At 64.2% G+C, this 17,302-nt stretch carries 17 protein-coding genes; 8 read left to right on the forward strand and 9 right to left on the reverse strand.

What is annotated here, in order from left to right; all coding sequences use genetic code 11:
• Nucleotides 1–13: 13 nt before the first annotated feature.
• A complete protein-coding gene (gene purM / locus AWB81_RS04605; RefSeq protein ID WP_062632714.1) occupies nt 14–1,069 on the reverse strand; it encodes a phosphoribosylformylglycinamidine cyclo-ligase in 1,056 nt (351 codons plus the stop codon).
• A 211-nt stretch (nt 1,070–1,280) separates the two neighbouring features.
• Here purM and hda point away from each other — a divergent pair, with 211 nt between their 5' ends.
• Genes hda through panB form a run of 6 tightly spaced genes read left to right on the forward strand, consistent with a single transcriptional unit; the run spans nt 1,281 to nt 6,599 of the window.
• A complete protein-coding gene (gene hda / locus AWB81_RS04610; RefSeq protein WP_200822473.1) occupies nt 1,281–2,120 on the forward strand; it encodes a DnaA regulatory inactivator Hda in 840 nt (279 codons plus the stop codon).
• An 11-nt stretch (nt 2,121–2,131) separates the two neighbouring features.
• On the forward strand, nt 2,132–2,815 hold the full coding sequence (locus tag AWB81_RS04615) for a histidinol-phosphatase (RefSeq protein ID WP_062632716.1): 684 nt from the start codon (nt 2,132–2,134) through the stop codon (nt 2,813–2,815).
• Nucleotides 2,812–4,428 carry a polynucleotide adenylyltransferase PcnB gene (gene pcnB / locus AWB81_RS04620; protein WP_062632717.1) on the forward strand — a complete coding sequence of 539 codons (1,617 nt, stop codon included), beginning with the start codon at nt 2,812–2,814 and terminating at the stop codon, nt 4,426–4,428. The genes AWB81_RS04615 and pcnB overlap by 4 nt, the downstream gene beginning before the upstream one ends.
• 59 nt (nt 4,429–4,487) lie before the next feature.
• The gene (folK, locus tag AWB81_RS04625) at nt 4,488–5,045 is read left to right on the forward strand and encodes a 2-amino-4-hydroxy-6-hydroxymethyldihydropteridine diphosphokinase (RefSeq protein WP_062632718.1); all 558 of its coding nucleotides are present in this window, start codon (nt 4,488–4,490) and stop codon (nt 5,043–5,045) included.
• A complete protein-coding gene (locus AWB81_RS04630) occupies nt 5,042–5,725 on the forward strand; it encodes a deoxynucleoside kinase (RefSeq protein WP_062632719.1) in 684 nt (227 codons plus the stop codon). Before folK ends, AWB81_RS04630 begins: the two co-directional genes overlap by 4 nt.
• A gap of 58 nt (nt 5,726–5,783) precedes the next feature.
• Nucleotides 5,784–6,599, forward strand: coding sequence for a 3-methyl-2-oxobutanoate hydroxymethyltransferase (panB, locus tag AWB81_RS04635; RefSeq protein ID WP_062632720.1), 816 nt, complete (start codon nt 5,784–5,786; stop codon nt 6,597–6,599).
• Nucleotides 6,600–6,644: 45 nt separating this feature from the next.
• Here the strand turns inward: panB and pabB are convergent, their stop codons facing one another.
• From pabB to grpE, 5 genes are all read right to left on the reverse strand, one after another.
• A complete protein-coding gene (pabB, locus tag AWB81_RS04640; RefSeq protein WP_235025715.1) occupies nt 6,645–8,459 on the reverse strand; it encodes an aminodeoxychorismate synthase component I in 1,815 nt (604 codons plus the stop codon).
• 24 nt (nt 8,460–8,483) lie between these two features.
• Nucleotides 8,484–9,617 (reverse strand): molecular chaperone DnaJ, encoded by a 1,134-nt coding sequence (gene dnaJ, locus AWB81_RS04645; protein WP_062632721.1) that lies wholly within the window; start codon nt 9,615–9,617, stop codon nt 8,484–8,486.
• Between the two features lie 282 nt (nt 9,618–9,899).
• Nucleotides 9,900–11,858 carry a molecular chaperone DnaK gene (gene dnaK / locus AWB81_RS04650; RefSeq protein ID WP_062632722.1) on the reverse strand — a complete coding sequence of 653 codons (1,959 nt, stop codon included), beginning with the start codon at nt 11,856–11,858 and terminating at the stop codon, nt 9,900–9,902.
• A gap of 184 nt (nt 11,859–12,042) precedes the next feature.
• Nucleotides 12,043–12,438 (reverse strand): thioredoxin fold domain-containing protein, encoded by a 396-nt coding sequence (locus tag AWB81_RS04655; RefSeq protein WP_062632723.1) that lies wholly within the window; start codon nt 12,436–12,438, stop codon nt 12,043–12,045.
• Nucleotides 12,439–12,454: 16 nt separating this feature from the next.
• Entirely contained in the window at nt 12,455–13,054 is a 600-nt protein-coding gene (gene grpE, locus AWB81_RS04660) for a nucleotide exchange factor GrpE (protein ID WP_062632724.1), read from the reverse strand.
• A gap of 372 nt (nt 13,055–13,426) precedes the next feature.
• On the opposite strand from grpE, the gene AWB81_RS46365 reads away from it, so the two are divergent.
• Nucleotides 13,427–13,588: a hypothetical protein gene (locus AWB81_RS46365; RefSeq protein ID WP_167306342.1), complete on the forward strand. Its 162-nt coding sequence runs from the start codon at nt 13,427–13,429 to the stop codon at nt 13,586–13,588.
• On the opposite strand, the gene AWB81_RS04665 is transcribed toward AWB81_RS46365, so the two are convergent.
• From AWB81_RS04665 to hrcA, 3 genes are all read right to left on the reverse strand, one after another.
• Nucleotides 13,560–13,967 carry an Hsp15 family ribosome-associated heat shock protein gene (locus tag AWB81_RS04665; RefSeq protein ID WP_062632725.1) on the reverse strand — a complete coding sequence of 136 codons (408 nt, stop codon included), beginning with the start codon at nt 13,965–13,967 and terminating at the stop codon, nt 13,560–13,562. The genes AWB81_RS46365 and AWB81_RS04665 overlap by 29 nt on opposite strands.
• A gap of 16 nt (nt 13,968–13,983) precedes the next feature.
• Nucleotides 13,984–15,051, reverse strand: a complete 1,068-nt coding sequence (gene hemH, locus AWB81_RS04670) for a ferrochelatase (protein ID WP_062632726.1) — start codon at nt 15,049–15,051, stop codon at nt 13,984–13,986.
• A gap of 135 nt (nt 15,052–15,186) precedes the next feature.
• A complete protein-coding gene (gene hrcA, locus AWB81_RS04675; protein ID WP_062632727.1) occupies nt 15,187–16,203 on the reverse strand; it encodes a heat-inducible transcriptional repressor HrcA in 1,017 nt (338 codons plus the stop codon).
• Nucleotides 16,204–16,389: 186 nt separating this feature from the next.
• Between hrcA and AWB81_RS04680 the strand changes: the two genes are divergently transcribed.
• On the forward strand, nt 16,390–17,283 hold the full coding sequence (locus AWB81_RS04680) for an NAD kinase (RefSeq protein ID WP_062632728.1): 894 nt from the start codon (nt 16,390–16,392) through the stop codon (nt 17,281–17,283).
• The last annotated feature ends 19 nt before the right edge of the window (nt 17,284–17,302 follow it).

Genomic DNA, 17,302 nt, shown 5'->3' on the forward strand with positions numbered 1-17,302 from the left:
CTGTGTGTGAAACTCAGATCACCACGGTCTGCGCCTCGCCTTCGCGGGTTTCGCGCACCGTGCCGATGGTCCAGACCTGCTCGCCGGCAGCCGAAAGCAACCCGGTCGCCGCTTCCACGTCCTCGGCGGCAATGACCACCGCCATCCCGATCCCGCAGTTGAACACGCGATGCATTTCCGCATCCGCGACGCCGCCGTGCTTCTGCAGCCACGCGAACAGCGGCGACAGCGGCCACGCGCGATGATCGAGTTCCGCGGTCAGCCCTTCGCGCAGCACGCGCGGAATGTTCTCGACCAGCCCGCCGCCCGTGATATGCGCCATGCCCTTCACGGTCACGCTCTGCATCAGCGAAAGCAGCGGCTTCACGTAGATGCGGGTCGGCGCCATCAGCGCGTCGGAAAGCGACCGGCCGTCGAAGTCGGCGGCGAGGTCCGGCTGCGCACGCTCGATGATCTTGCGCACGAGGGAATAGCCGTTCGAATGGATGCCGCTCGACGCCAGCCCGAGCACGACGTCGCCCGGCTTGATGGTGCTGCCGTCGATGATCTTGCTCTTTTCCACCGCGCCGACAGCGAAGCCCGCGAGATCGTACTCGCCGTCCGGGTACATGCCCGGCATTTCCGCCGTTTCGCCGCCGATCAGCGCACAGCCCGCGTACTCGCACCCTTGCGCGATGCCCTTGACGACGGTCGCCGCCGTTTCGACGTCGAGCTTGCCGCACGCGAAGTAGTCGAGGAAGAAGAGCGGCTCGGCGCCTTGCACCAGGATGTCGTTCACGCTCATCGCGACCAGATCCTGGCCGACCGTGTCGTGCTTGTTCAACTGGAACGCGAGGCGCAGCTTGGTGCCGACGCCGTCCGTGCCCGACACCAGCACCGGCTCCTTGTAGCGCTTCGGCACTTCGAACAGCGCGCCAAACCCGCCGATGCCGCCCAGCACGCCGTCGCGCATCGTTTTCTTGGCAAACGGCTTGATCCGGTCGACGAGCGCGTCGCCGGCATCGATGTCCACGCCCGCGTCGCGATAGGACAAACCTTGGGCGTCGGGGGCGGTTTTCGGCTGATTCATGGGGGATGAGCGAGAAGGTCGGTAAAATAGGATTTTACCCGATGACAGCCGTCCGGCTGGAATTCACGCGTTTCGCCGCGCCTTGCCCGAATCATGCCCCGAATCGTTTCGGGATCGGGGAAAATCGCGGGCCAACGCCCTGCGCCCGGCGCGAACCGTACCGCGGCACAACCCGCACCATGCATTTCAAGATACGCCCCGACGGAACCGACTGCCCGTGCAACGCCAACTGACGCTCGATCTCGGCACGCCTCCGCCTGCCACCTTCGACAATTTCTTTGCCGCGAGCAACCACGAACTCGTGACGCGCCTGCGCGAGCTGGAAGGCGCGCTCGCGGCCGGCCCGGTCGCGGACCGCACTTTCTATATCTGGGGCGAGCCGGGCAGCGGGCGCAGTCACCTGCTGCAGGCGCTCGTCCACGAAGCAACCGGCCGCGCGCGTTTTCTGAGCCCGCAAAGCGCGCTGACCGCGTTCGGCTTCGATCCGCGCGTGACGCTCTATGCCATCGACGACTGCGACGGCCTGTCCGGCGCGCAGCAGATCGCGCTCTTCAACCTCTTCAACGAAGTGCGCGCGCATCCGACGAGCGCGCTCGTCGCCACCGGCGGCGCGCCGCCGATGGGCCTCGAAGTGCGCGAAGACCTGCGCACGCGGCTCGGCTGGGGACTCGTGTTTCACCTCGCCGCGCTTACGGACGAAGGCAAGGCGTCGGTGCTGAAGCACGCGGCGCGCGAACGCGGCATCGCACTGGCGGACGACCTGCCCGCCTACCTGCTGACGCATTTTCGCCGCGACATGCCGAGCCTGATGGCGCTTCTCGACGAACTCGACCGCTTTTCGCTCGAACAAAAGCGCGCGGTCACGCTGACGCTCCTGCGCAACATGACGAAGAGCGCCCGCGCGACCGACGGCGAGGATGCGCCCGCGGACGCGCCGCCCGAACACGACACACCCGCGCCGGACCCCGGAACGACCGACCTGCTCGGCGATCCCCTGAGCCTCGATTCCGTCTCGGCGCCGCCGGAAACGGCTTCAACCCGCTTCAAGTAAAATGCGCTCCCATGAACCTCGCCCTCTTTGATCTCGATCACACGCTCATCCCGACCGACAGCGACCACGAATGGGGTCGCTTCATGGTGAAGCTCGGCATCGTCGATGCGGAAAAGTTCGCGCGCCAGAACGACGCGTTCTACGCGGATTACAAGGCGGGCGTGCTCGACATCGACGCCTACCTGCACGCGATGCTCGCGCCGCTCTCGAAGTATTCGCGCGAGCAGCTCGCCGACTGGCACGCGCAGTTCATGCGCGAGGTCATCAGTCCACGCATCGTGCCGGCCGCCGTCACGCTCGTGCGCGAGCACCAGGACAACGGCGACCTCTGCTGCCTCGTCACCGCGACCAACGCGTTCATCACCGCGCCGATCGCCGAGGCATTCGGCATCGACGCGCTGATCGCGTGCGAAGTCGAAACCGTCGACGACCATCCGCACGGCGCCTTCACCGGCCGCCCGAAAGGCACGCCGAGCTACCGCGAGGGCAAGATCGTGCGCGTCGAGGCGTGGCTCGAATCGATGGGCAAGAAACTCCCGGACTTCAAGCACAGCTACTTCTACAGCGACTCGCACAACGACATCCCGCTGCTCGAGCAAGTCACCGACCCGATCGCGACCAACCCCGACGACCTGCTCCGCGCCCACGCGCAAACCCGCGGCTGGCGCATCCTGGACCTCTTCAATTCACAGTGATCAAAAAACTCATCCGCAAGCTGTTCGGCCAGGATAGCGCCGCATCCAACGATGCCGCATCGGCCGACGCTGCATCGTCGGCTGCTTCTTCGACCGATTCACCCGCCCGGGCTCCGGCCCGCAAGAGCACGCGCAAGAAGACCGCCGACGCACCGGTGCCGAAGCGCGATCCGAACGTGCCGGTCATCCTTTCGTCGGACATCCACGGCATCGATCCTTCCCTGATCTCGAAGAACGCCATCCGCGTGACCGACGGGCTGCAGGAAGCAGGCCACCGCGCGTTCATCGTCGGCGGGGCGGTGCGTGACCTGCTGCTCGGCGTCGCGCCGAAGGATTTCGACGTCGCAACCGACGCCACGCCCGATCAGGTGCAGAAGCTCTTTCGCCGCGCGCGCATCATCGGGCGGCGGTTTCAGATCGTGCACGTGCAGTTCGGGCAGGACATCATCGAGACTTCGACCTTTCGCGCGCTCGTCGACGTTCCCGCCGACGCACCGCCCGCCGAGCCGCCACGTCGTCTGAAGCGCGGCGAACTGGATGCGCGCACGCATGCGGTGGATGCGAGCGGCCGCGTGCTGCGCGACAACGTCTGGGGCGAGCAGCACGAAGACGCCACGCGCCGCGATTTCACGATCAACGCGATGTATTACGATCCGGCGACGCAAACCGTGCTGGACTATCACGACGGCATGGCCGACATCCGCGCGCGCCTGTTGCGCATGATCGGCGATCCGGCGACGCGTTACCGCGAAGATCCGGTGCGCATGCTGCGCGTCGTGCGTTTCGCGGCAAAGCTCGGCTTCGAGATCGAGGACGCGACGCGCGCCCCGATCAAGGAACTCGCCGACCTGATGAACAACGTGCCTGCCGCGCGTCTCTTCGACGAAATGCTCAAGCTCCTGCTGTCCGGCCATGCGCTCGCGTGCCTCACGCGCCTGCGCGCGGAAGGCCTGCATCACGGCGTGCTGCCGCTCCTCGACGTCGTGCTGGAACAGCCGCACGGCGAGAAGTTCGTGACGCTCGCGCTCACCAATACCGACGAACGCGTGCGCGCCGGCAAGCCCGTATCGCCGGGCTTTCTGTTCGCCACGCTCCTGTGGCACGACATGCAGACGCGCTGGCAGCAGTACACGAGCGCGGGCGAGTATCCGGTGCCCGCGCTGCATCGCGCGATGGACGACGTGCTCGACATGCAAACGGAGAAGCTCGCGATCCACAAGCGCTTCTCGTCCGACATGCGCGAGATCTGGGGCCTGCAGCATCGGCTCGAAAAACGCTCGGGAAGAAGCGCGCTGAAGCTGCTGGAACACCAAAGGTTTAGAGCGGGTTATGATTTCCTCCTGCTGCGATGCGAATCCGGCGAACTCGATCCGGCAGTCGGACAGTGGTGGACGGATTTCATCGACGGCGACGCCGCCGCGCGCGAGGCACTGTTGTCGCAAGGCGGCAAGGACCACGCGCCGAAGAAACGGCGCCGCCGCAGCAGCAACGCGAAGAACCGCAGGACGGGCGACTCGGCGAACAGTGGCGCGAGCGTCGCGGAACGTGAAGGCGGCGAGCGTCGTGACGATGGCGACACACGCGAAGCACGCAACGACAGCCGCGACGATTGACGCAACCGGAGCGTCGGCCGTCACGCTGGCCGCGCAACGACAGTCGTAGGACTTATGCCATGACGGTAGCTTATCTGGGCCTCGGCGCGAATCTCGGCGATGCGCGCCAGACCCTGAAAGACGCAGTCGTGTGTCTTGCTCAGCAACGCACGATCACCGTGCTCGCGAAATCGAGCCTCTATCGCACCGCGCCCATCGACGCCGGTGGCGACGACTATTTCAATTGCGTCGTGAAGCTCGAAACGTCGTTGCCCGCGCGGCAACTGCTGCGACTCTGTCATAGTGTCGAAGAGCAGTTCGGGCGCGAGCGGCCGTATCGCAACGCGCCGCGCACGCTCGACCTCGATATCCTGCTCTACGGCGACTCCAGCATCGACGAAGCCGACCTGATCGTGCCGCATCCGCGCCTCACCGAGCGCGCGTTCGTGCTCGTGCCGCTCGTCGAACTCGACGGCGAATGCATCATTCCGCTGCGCGGCCGCGCCGACGCGTTCCTCGCTGCCGTCGTCGATCAGCGCATCGAGAAGGTCGCGACGTGCCAGTGTCCCCTGCTCGGCACGCCGGACGCCGGCAAGACCGCATCCTCCACCGCATCCAACAAGCCCGACTGCCGATGAGCGCCGCTCCGCCCCTGACCGTCACCGCGCCGCAGACGCGCCCGCCGCATCGTTACATCGCGATCGAAGGTCCGATCGGCGTCGGCAAGACGACGCTCGCGACGCTGCTCGCCGAGCGCTGGTCGATGCGCACGCTCTTCGAGCGTCCGCAGGAGAACCCGTTTCTCGAACGCTTCTACCGCGACACGACCCGCTATGCACTGCAGACGCAACTGAACTTCGCGTTGCAGCGCCTTCAGCAGACGCGCGAGGTCGCCGATGCGATGGCCGGCCACGCGCCGCTCATCGCCGACTTCATCACGCAGAAGAGCGAACTCTTCGCGCGCGTCACGCTGCCCGACGACGAATTCCAGCTCTATCGAGATATCGCCTCGCGGATCGATGCGAGCGCGCCCGCGCCGGATCTCGTCGTGTATCTGCAGGCGAGCCCTGAAGTGCTGTTCGCGCGCATTCAGAAGCGCGCGCTGCCGATGGAGTTACAGATTTCGGACGCGTATCTGCGCGCGCTCTGCGACGCGTACAACGACTTCTTCTATCACTATGACGCGACGCCGCTGCTCACGGTAAACGCCGAGCACCTGAATCCGCTCGATTCGCACGCGGATCTCGCGCTGCTAGTCGAGCGCATCGAATCGATGCGTGGCCGCAAGGAATTTTTCGTCAAGGGCATGTCGCTCTGACGGCTGCACCTCTCGCCGGTGCCACGTCAAGTCTGGCTCATCTACTTCTGGAAAGATCATGGCGTACTTGCAGGAAACCGCGCGCAACGCGATCACCGTCCCCAAGCTTCAGGCGATGCGCGACGCGGGTGAAAAAATCGTGATGCTGACGTGCTACGACTCGAGCTTCTCGGCGCTGCTCGACCGCGCGGGCGTCGATGTGATGCTGATCGGCGATTCGCTCGGCAACGTACTGCAGGGCCACAGCACGACGCTGCCCGTGACGCTCGCGGACATCGCGTATCACACGGCGTCGGTCGCGCGCGGCAACAAGGGCGCGCTGATCGTCGCGGACATGCCGTTCGGCACCATCGGCTCGCGCGAGGACGCCTACGCGAACGCGGTGCAACTGATGCGCGCGGGCGCGCAGATGGTGAAGATCGAAGGCGGCGAATGGCTCGCCGATACGGTGCGCTTTCTCGTCGAGCGATCGATTCCGGTGTGCGGCCATGTGGGGCTCACGCCGCAGTCGGTGCATGCGTTCGGCGGCTTCAAGGTGCAGGGCAAGACCGACGCGGCCGCGGCCCAGATGCGCCGCGACGCGCTCGCGCTTCAGGAGGCGGGCGCGCAACTGCTCGTGATCGAAGCCGTGCCGACGCTGCTCGCGCGCGAAGTGACGGAGCAGGTCGCGATTCCGACGATCGGGATCGGCGCGGGCATCGACTGTTCGGGGCAGGTGCTGGTGCTGCACGACATGCTCGGGATTTTCCCCGGCAAGCGGCCGCGCTTCGTGAAGGATTTTATGAACGGACAACCGTCGATCTTCGCTGCCGTCGAAGCGTATGTGCGCGCCGTGAGGGACGGAAGCTTTCCCGGGCCGGAGCATACGTTCTAGTCACAGGCGCCGGGCCGCTGCGCCCGCGCCTCGTGTGCCGCGAAATTACTTCGCGACCCTGAGCCTTGCCTTCACCGCGCCGCGCAGCGCATTGCTCAACATCAGCGCTTCCGCGCCTTCCAGTTCCTTGCGCGTGATCGTGCGTTCGGCCGCGTCCAGGTCTTCCAGCAGCACGGCGCGCATCACGCCCGGCAGGACACCGGCGTCGATCGGTGGCGTATACCAGCGGCCTTCGAGTTTGACGAAGACCGTCGAGCGCCCGCCTTCCGTCACTTCATCGCGTTCGTTGAAGAAGATCATGTCGAAGGCGCCCTGCGCTTCCGCCTCTTTCCATGCGCGATCGTAGTCCGCGCGGCGCGTGGTCTTGTGGCGCAGCAGCGGATCGGTTGACGCTTGCGGCGCGAAGCCGTGCTCGGGTGCAAGCAACACATCGATGGTATCGGCGGCCAACGGAGCGAGCAAAGCGCTCGTCAGCGTAATCGTGCCGTCCTTGCCGAGCGCGATTCGCAGACGATACGGCGCGCCCTCGTCGAACGATTCGCAGCGCTCCTCGATCAGCACTCGGAGCCGGTCCTGATCCAGCGCGAAGCCGAGATAGCGCGCGCTCGTTGCGAGCCGCGCGAGATGGCGCTCGACATGCCGGACGCCCTCGCCGCGCGTCGCATAGGCGGTTTCGAAAAGTTCGAAGCCCGGTTCGGCGCCCGTCAAAAACGATGCTTTCAACCTGCACTCCGCATATTCGTCGGCGGCGACGCTGTCGAGGACGATGCCCGCGCCGATGCCCATCGTTCCGCGACCGTCGCCTGTGACCAGCGTGCGAATCGCGACCGAAAGACAGAAGTCCCCGCCGTGATCGACCCAGCCGATCGCACCCGTATACAAGCCGCGCGGCGTGCTCTCGATCTCGTCGATCAGTTGAATCGTCCGGTACTTCGGCGCGCCGGTGATCGAGCCGCACGGAAAGAGCGCGCGGAAAATGTCGGCGAAGACGACGCCCGGGCGCACGCGCGCCTCGATGGTCGATGTCATCTGCCAGACCGACGCATACGGTTCGACCGAGAACAGCGCCGGCACATGCACCGAACCAGTGGCCGCCACGCGCGACATGTCGTTGCGCAACAAGTCGACGATCATCACGTTTTCGGCGCGATTCTTCGGATCGTCGTGGAGAAGTCGGGGATCGGTATCTCGCGGCGCCGTGCCTTTCATCGGGCGCGCGCGCAGCACGTCGCCCTGGCGCTCGACGAAAAGTTCGGGCGAACACGAGATCACCGCGTCGCCGTCCGGCAGAGCGATCAGCGCGCCGTAGCGCACTGGCTGCCTCGCCCGCAGCCGCCGATACAGCGCGAGCGACGTGCCGAACACGTCGAACGCGAGCCGGTAGGTGTAATTGACCTGATACGAATCTCCCGCGCGCAAGGCTTCGTGCACGGCGGCGATCGCCGTATCGAACTCATCGCGCGTGACGCTCGCCTCGATGCCCGCGACACCCGCCGCCGACGGCACCGCCGCGCCATTGTCGTGCGACGCGAGCCACGCATCGGCTTCGTCGCGCGAAAGATACACACATTCGCGGAACAACAAAAAGCGCAGCGCGGCATCGCCGGGCTGCGCCTTTTCAGACAACTGCAGATTGCGGCCGAATTCGTAGTCCGCGACGAGAACCGCATGGAGACCGTCGCGCACGTCCGCCTCGACCTGCGCGCACAGGGAATCGAGCGCGGCGCCGTCCGTCGCGGACCGCTCGTGCGCGAATCCCGTATAGAGACGAGTCGACCGTCTTTCGGCGGACGACTCGCAATCGTCGAGCAGCGCGAACACCGCGCCGCGTGGATCGGACGCCAATGAATCGGACGTCATTGCATCGACCAGATCAATGAAGCATCAATCGAAAAAGCTCTTCACGCGATCGAACCAGCTCTTGCTCTGCGGACTATGCCGCGAGCCGCCCTCGACCAGCGATTTCTCGAACTGCTTGAGCAGGTCGCGTTGTTGATCGGTGAGCTTGACCGGCGTTTCGACCTGCACATGCACGTACAAATCGCCTGCGATGCTGGAGCGTAAACCCTTGATGCCCTTGCCGCGCAGACGGAACGTCTTGCCCGACTGCGTGCCTTCCGGCACCGTGAAGCTCGCGCGGCCCGCGAGCGTCGGCACTTCGATCTCGCCGCCGATTGCCGCCGTCGTGAATTGGATCGGCATCTGGCAGTGGAGGTCGTCGCCATCGCGCTCGAACACCGAGTGCTGCTTGATGTGAATCTCGACGTACAGGTCACCGCTCGGGCCGCCGTTGATGCCAGGCTCGCCGTTGCCAGCGGAGCGGATGCGCATGCCGTCGTCGATGCCCGCCGGGATTTTCACTTCCAGCGTCTTCGTTTCCTTCACCTTGCCCGCGCCGTGGCAGTGTGCGCACGGATCGGGGATATAGCTGCCGGTGCCGTGGCACTTCGGACACGTCTGCTGGATGCTGAAAAAACCCTGCGACATGCGCACGGTACCGTTGCCGTGACAGGTCGGGCAGGTTTCCGGCTTGGTGCCGGGCTTCGCGCCCGAGCCCTTGCAGACGGTACAGTTCACCCAGCTCGGCACGCGAATCTGCGTGTCGTAGCCGTGCGCGGCCTGCTCCAGCGTGATTTCCATGCTGTAGCGCAGATCGGCGCCGCGATATACCTGCGGACCTGCGCGCCCACGCGCGCCGCCGCCGGCTTGCTGGCCGAAGATGTCGCCGAAGATATCGCCGAACGCGTCGGCGAACCCGCCGAAACCCTGCGCGCCCGCGCCCGCCATGTTCGGATCGACGCCCGCATGGCCGTATTGATCGTAGGCCGCACGCTTTTGCGAATCCGACAGCATTTCATAGGCTTCCTTCGCCTCTTTGAAATGGTCTTCCGCATTCTTGTTGTCCGGATTGCGGTCGGGGTGGTACTTCATCGCAAGCTTGCGATACGACTTCTTGATCTCGTCGTCGCTCGCGTTCTTCGCAACGCCCAGAACCTCGTAGTAATCCCGTTTCGCCATATCGGTTCGATGCCGCCGCACGCGACGCGCGCCGGCTCCCTCTCGGATGCTTCGAGTCTCGCGACTCGTGTGTAACTTCGACGCCGCGCTTTCCTCGTCGACGCATTTCGTCGATGAAGGCGGCGCCCTCTAAAAAAACAACGTGCCCGGAAAGCCATTTGGCTCGCCAGGCGCGTCTTCAAACCTGCTTCGTCTCGATCGGCCGGTTTCGCGCATCGTCATTCAATCTGCGCGAAACCAGCTCCGTCCGTGGCGATGAATCGCTCGTCGCGGTCAATCGATTTAATCCTTCTTCACTTCCTTGAAATCCGCGTCGACCACGTCGTCGTGCTGCTGGCTCGCGCCCGCCGACGATGCACCCGCTTCCGCGCCTGCCGCACCGGCCGCTGCACCCGCCGCGCCCTGCGCTGCCTGCATGTCGGCGTACATCTTCTCGCCGAGCTTCTGCGATGCGCTGGACAGCGCCTCGATCTTCGCGTCGATCGCGGCCTTGTCGCTCGAACCGCTCTTCAGCGCGTCTTCGAGATCTTTCAACGCGGTTTCGATCTTTTCCTTCTCGGCACCGTCCAGCTTCTCGCCGTATTCAGCCACGGCCTTCTTCGTGCTGTGAACGAGCGCGTCGCCCTGGTTGCGCGAGTCGGCCAGTTCGCGAAGCTTGTGATCTTCTTCGGCGTTGGCTTCGGCGTCCTTCACCATCTTGTCGATCTCGGCGTCCGACAGGCCCGAGTTCGCCTTGATGGTGATCTTGTTTTCCTTGCCCGTCGCCTTGTCCTTCGCGCCGACGTGCAGAATGCCGTTCGCGTCGATGTCGAAGGTCACTTCGATCTGCGGCGTGCCGCGCGGTGCCGGCGGAATCCCTTCCAGGTTGAACTCGCCCAGCAGCTTGTTGCCCACCGCCATTTCGCGCTCGCCCTGGAACACCTTGATCGTCACGGCGCCCTGATTGTCGTCCGCCGTCGAATACACTTGCGCGTGCTTCGTCGGGATCGTCGTGTTCTTGTTGATCATCTTCGTCATCACGCCGCCGAGCGTCTCGATGCCGAGCGACAGAGGCGTCACGTCGAGCAGCAACACGTCCTTGCGGTCGCCCGACAGAACCTGGCCCTGAATTGCGGCGCCGACTGCGACGGCTTCGTCCGGGTTCACGTCACGGCGCGGGTCCTTGCCGAAGAACTCTTTCACCTTTTCCTGCACCTTCGGCATGCGCGTCATGCCCCCGACGAGGATCACGTCGTCGATGTCGCCGACCTTCACGCCCGCATCCTTGATTGCGATGCGGCACGGTTCGATCGTGCGCTCGATCAGTTCCTCGACGAGCGCTTCGAGCTTCGCACGCGTAAATTTCAGGTTCAAGTGCTTCGGACCCGACGCGTCGGCCGTGATGTACGGCAGGTTGATGTCGGTCTGCGCGGTCGACGAGAGTTCGATCTTCGCCTTTTCCGCCGCTTCCTTCAGGCGTTGCAGTGCGAGCACGTCCTTCGAGAGGTCGACGCCCTGCTCTTTCTTGAACTCGGCGATGATGTAATCGATGATGCGCTGGTCGAAGTCTTCGCCGCCGAGGAACGTGTCGCCGTTCGTCGAGAGCACCTCGAACTGCTTTTCGCCGTCCACATCCGCGATTTCGATGATCGAGACGTCGAACGTGCCGCCGCCCAGGTCATACACTGCGATCTTGCGGTCGCCCTTTTCGGCCTTGTCGAGACCGAACGCGAGCGCGGCTGCCGTCGGCTCGTTGATGATGCGCTTGACTTCCAGGCCCGCGATGCGGCCGGCGTCCTTGGTGGCCTGGCGCTGGCTGTCGTTGAAGTACGCGGGAACCGTGATCACGGCTTCCGTGACCGGCTCGCCGAGGTAGTCTTCAGCGGTCTTCTTCATTTTGCGAAGCACTTCCGCCGAAATCTGCGGCGGCGCGAGCTTCTGGCCATGCGCTTCCACCCAGGCGTCGCCGTTGTCGGCCTTGACGATCTGGTAAGGCATCAGCGCGATGTCCTTCTGCACTTCCTTTTCTTCGAAACGGCGGCCGATCAGGCGCTTGACCGCGTACAGCGTGTTGCGCGGATTGGTGACCGACTGACGCTTCGCCGGCGCGCCGACCAGAATCTCGTTCTCATCGACATAAGCGATGATCGACGGCGTGGTGCGCGCGCCTTCCGAGTTCTCGATGACGCGAACCTGATTGCCTTCCATGATCGCCACGCACGAGTTGGTCGTGCCGAGGTCGATTCCAATGATTTTGCCCATTTTTGTAATCTCCAGAACTTTGATCGCTGCGGGGCCGGCCGTTCGAATCGCCGGTTTATCGTCGATTCATCGGGCCGACGCCCTAAAATTCATACCTAATCGCAAGATAAGTGCGCTCGCACCGTTTTCAAGACCCTGAATTCGAAGCGGTCTTTCTTTTTTTGAACCTTTTTGCCGCGCCAACTCATGCTTTTTCGTCGAGTGCGCGCATTTTTTCACGCGCAGCCGCCACAGCCGCCTCGAACTGCCCGAGGCCGTGCCAGCCGGTCGCCCGGCCGAGCCGCTTGCCGCGGTAGAAGAAAAACCACGTCGGCACGCCATGCAGCACGAAGCGGCGCCCCAATTCGCGATGGTCATACACATTGCTATGGAACCACTTCAGGCCAAGCGCACGGATTTCGTCCGGTTTTGCGAGCATCGCTTTCTTCGCGATCTCGCAATTGAAGCAATCGACGCCCCAGAAAAACACGACCGCCAGTTCGCCTTCCGCCGACGCGAGCCCGGCGTCGAAATCATCGGCGCCCAGTTCCTGCATGGCGAAGGCGGAAAACGCGGTGGCGTCGACTGGGGTGTGGGCCATGGCTTCCGGCGCCGGCTTACTTCGGCGCGGCGACGGTGACGAGCGCCGGGCGCAGCACGCGATCAGCGATCACGTAGCCCTTTTGCAGCACGTTCACGATGGTGTTGGCTTCCTGCTCCGCCGGGACCATCGAAATGGCCTGATGGCGATGCGGATCGAATTTCTCGCCGACCGGGTTCAACGCGATCACACGCCCCTTTTCGAGCGCGCCGGTCAACTGGCGCAGCGTCAGCTCGACGCCTTCGCGCACCTTGCCGATATCGGTCGACGAGTCTGCCAGGGCCGCTTCGAGACTGTCGAGCACCGGCAGCAAGTTTTCCGCGAAGTTTTCGATGGCGAACTTGTGCGCCTTCGACACGTCTTCCTGAGCCCGGCGGCGAACGTTCTCCGTTTCGGCCTTGGCGCGCAGGAACTCTTCCTGGAGCGCGGCGACCTTCGCCTGCGCTTCGGCGAGTTGCGCCGCGGTCTCGTTCGCCTGGGCGGCTGCCGGTGCCGCCGCTTCTGCGGGCTGCGCCGGCTGGGCGTTGTTGGCACCGGGAGCGTCGGCGGCCTGGCGCGCTGCGTCGTCGGCGGGCGTGGGGTTCTGGCTCGCTGGATTCTCTTGCGTGTTTTCCATGTCGCTGAATGTCTTGCTGAGGGTTGATTCGGATGCGAACCGCGGGATAGACGCCGGCAGAACCGGCCACCCCGCGTTGCAAAAATACAACTAGGGAAACGCAGACACCGATGCGTTCCCGCACCAGCGACTCATCTAAGGCTCGTGCGGGCATTTTCAAGAGCCGCCGCGCGATTTTTCCGACGTTTCGGGTGCTGCCGAAACACGCGGTAACAAGCAATTGACGGCTTCCTGCAGATTCAGATTGAGCCTATGGCGCCGGTCGCCTACACTTCGATCAGGCTCTCGTTGGCACAGGTTAACCCTTAATCCTACGGAAGCATTTCAAACCGCTCAAGCCCTTGCCCGTTTCGCCCGCTCACCGGGGGTACCATGAAACTGACCTTTGCTATCGCGGTGGTCGCCCTGGTACTGGTTGCGGGAACCACGACCATCTGCATGTCCGGCGCCGTCACGGCGCGCAATACCGAATACGGCGGCATTCATGCCACCGTCGAGCAGTATTTCAATCCGGACCTGAAAATTTGTCGATGATCCGGCGGTCGCGCTTGGTCGGCCGGCCCGAAAGCTCGGCGGCCGGCTCGCGATACGTCTTGCGCCGCTCGGTTTCCGCCAGCCGCTTCTCGCGGCCTTCCTGCGTTTCGGCGTAGAGCGTCTGCGCAACCGTCGCCGGTCCGCGCACGTCGCAGATTCCCAGCACTTCCACTTGCCAGACGATCCGCTCGATGTCGATCTCCACAAGGTCGCCGACGCGCACGTCCTTCGACGGCTTCACGTTCGCGCCGTCGATTCGCACGCGGCCTTTCTCGACGGCGTCGCTCGCGAGCGAGCGCGTCTTGAAGAAGCGCGCTGCCCAGAGCCATTTGTCGATGCGAAGTCGCGCACCGGGTTCAGTCGAAATCTTGTAGTTCATGACAATTCGGGTTCGGTCAGGCGACCGCGCTCAACGGCTGCACCGTTTGCACCGGCCAGCCCTGCAGATGTTGCGCGACGATCTCGCCGAGCGCCTTGATCCAGGCCGGCGATGCATTCAGGCACGGAATGCGGTGAAACTCCTTGCCGCCCGCACGCAGGAATTCGTCGCGCACCTCGATGCCGATTTCCTCGATCGTCTCCAGGCAATCGGCGGTGAAACCCGGGCAAAACACGTCCACGCGCTTCACGCCGCCGGCACCCAGCTCGGCGAGCGTCGGCGCCGTATATGGTTGCAGCCATTCCGCCCGGCCAAAGCGCGACTGGAACGTCACGCGGCATTCGACGGGCGTGAGCCCGAGTGCCGCCGCGAGCAGCGAGCCGGTTCGCTGGCACTGGTCGTGATAGGGATCGCCGAGATCCATCGTACGCTTCGGTACGCCGTGAAAGCTCAGTACGAGTTTGTCGCCGGCAGCGAAATCCGGATGTCCGTGATGACGCCAGTATTCGCGAACCTGTTCGGCAAGCGCGCCGATATAGGCCGGATGATCGGCGTACTGGCGGATCGTGCGGATTTCGGGCTGATTGCGAACGCGTTTCAGCGCGTTGAAGGCGTCGTCGAAGGCGGTTGCCGTCGTCGAGGACGAATATTGAGGATACATCGGCACGAGCAGCACGCGCTCGGCGCCTTCCAGCTTCAGTTGATTGAGCATCGCGGGGATGCCCGGCGCACCGTAGCGCATCGCGTATTCGACTATCACGTGGTAGTCGTTCGCCGCGAACAGGCGCCTCAACTGCTCGACCTGCCTTTCCGTGTACACGCGCAGCGGCGAGCCTTCCGGCAACCACACCTGCGCATATTTCTTTGCCGACGCGCGCGAGCGGAACGGCAGGATCGCGAGCCGCAGGATCAGTTGCCACACGAATTGCGGAATCTCGACGACGCGCGGATCGGACAGGAACTGCGCCAGGTACTTGCGCACGGCGCGCGGCGTGGGCGCATCAGGCGTACCGAGATTGATCAGCAGCACCGCGACCCGATGCGAGGCGGCGTGCTGCGAAGGCAACTCGAGATCGAAACGCATGAAGGAAGCGGCCGGATGAGCGACGTCGTGAAGTGAAGGCCATTATAGCGGCGCGGCTCGCGACGCATCATCGGCCGAACGGCCTAGTGGCGGCCGCGTTGGCGGAGGCGCAAGATCAATGTGAGAAGCGCGGCGTCACTGCTGGCTGAGCGACATGGAAAGAAGCCGCGCGGTGATGTCGACGATCGGGATCACGCGGTTGTAGGCCATGCGCGTCGGCCCGATCACCCCGAGCGTGCCGACGATCTTGCCGTTCACTTCATACGGCGCGGTCACCACGCTCATTTCCTCGATCGGCACGAGATTCGACTCGCCGCCGATGAAAATCTGCACGCCTTGCGCGTGGCTCGATACGTCGAGCAATTGCAGGAGACTCGTCTTTTGGTCGAATACATCGAAGAGCTTGCGCAGCCGCGCCATGTCGGACGAAAGGTCCGCCACTTCCAGCAGGTTGCGCTCGCCGGAAATCAGGAGCGTGTCGCCGGGATCGGTTTCATCCGTGCTGGCGGCCACCGCTGCGTGCATCAGCGTGGTCATGTCGCCGCGCAGCTGGTCGATTTCCTCGCGAAGTCGGCGGCGTACTTCGTCGAAGGACAAGCCGGCAAAGTGCGCGTTGATGTAATTCGACGCCTCGGTCAGCTGCGACGGCGAATAATCGCGCTGCGTCGCCATGATGCGGTTCTGAACGTCGCCTTCCGGCGTCACGATGATGAGCAGGATGCGCTTGTCCGACAGGCGCATGAACTCGATCTGCTTGAACATGTGGCTGCGGCGCGGGGTGAGGATCACGCCCGCGAACGACGAGAGATTCGAGAGCACGCTTGCCGCCGCCGCGACGATCTTCTGCGGCTCCTCGCCCTGAAGGCGCGTCTTGACCGCGGTGGTCATGGCCTCGTCTTCCGGCGCCTCTACCGTGAGCATGGTGTCGACGAAGACGCGGTAGCCGCGCGGCGTGGGAATGCGCCCGGCCGAGGTATGCGGACTCGCAACGAGTCCGAGCTCCTCGAGGTCCGACATGACGTTGCGGATCGTGGCAGGGCTGAGTTCGAGGCCGGAGTAGCGCGACAACGTGCGCGAACCCACCGGCTGACCTTCGGCGATGTAGCGCTCGATCAACGTCTTGAGAAGGGTTTGTGCACGTGGGTCTAGCATGGGGAAATTTTAGCTCAACGCGTCATCGTACGGCGAGCGCGCCGGCGCCTTTGCCGTTACGCACCCGAATTCAGGATGTGCTCCATTCTAGCCACAAACAATGCGGACGACGGACAAGCACGCACGTGCTGACAGCCGGGTTCGCCCACGGTTCTTTTCGACCTTCACCTATGGTGTAATGCCGGCATGGAAATTGGCCAATTCAAGACCGTCGCGCTCGTGGGGCGCACCAACACGCCCGGCATCGAAGAGCCGCTGGCTTCGCTTGCCGAGCTGATCGCGAGCCAGGGCTTCGAAGTCGTGTTCGAGGCGCAGACGGCCAAGGAGGTCGGCGTGACCGGCTATCCCGCGCTTTCGACGGCGGAAATCGGTGCGCGCGCGAATGTCGCCGTGGTGCTCGGCGGCGACGGCACGATGCTCGGTCTCGGCCGGCAGCTCGCGCCGTACAAGACGCCGCTGATCGGCGTGAATCACGGCCGGCTCGGCTTCATCACGGACATTTCCCTCAAACAGATGCGCGACCTCGTCCCGCAGATGCTCGCCGGCTGTTTCGAGCGCGAGGAGCGCACCCTGCTCGAAGCGCGCATCGTCCGCGACGGCAAGCCGATCTATCACGCGCTCGCGTTCAACGATGTCGTCGTCAACCGCAGCGGCTTTTCGGGCATGGCGGAACTGCGCGTGTCCGTGGACGGCCACTTCATGTACGACCAGCGGTCCGACGGCCTGATCGTCGCGACGCCCACCGGCTCGACCGCCTACTCGCTGTCTGCCGCCGGACCGATCCTGCATCCCGAGTTGCAGGGCTTCCTGCTCGTGCCGATCGCGCCGCATTCGCTCTCCAACCGGCCGATAGTGCTGCCCGACGACTCGAAGGTCGACATCCAGATCATCGGCGGGCGCGACGTGAACGTGAACTTCGACATGCAGTCGTTCACGGCGGTCGAACTGAACGACACGATCGAAGTGCGCCGCTCTCGTCATACGGTGCCGGTGCTGCATCCAGTCGGCTACAGTTATTTCGCGACGCTTCGCAAGAAGCTCCACTGGAACGAGCATCCGTCGCAAGAAGACGCTTCTTAATCAGCATCCAAGCATTCAT

This window comes from Caballeronia arationis (assembly GCF_001544975.2).
In the GTDB taxonomy this organism is placed as follows: Bacteria; Pseudomonadota; Gammaproteobacteria; order Burkholderiales; family Burkholderiaceae; genus Caballeronia; species Caballeronia arationis.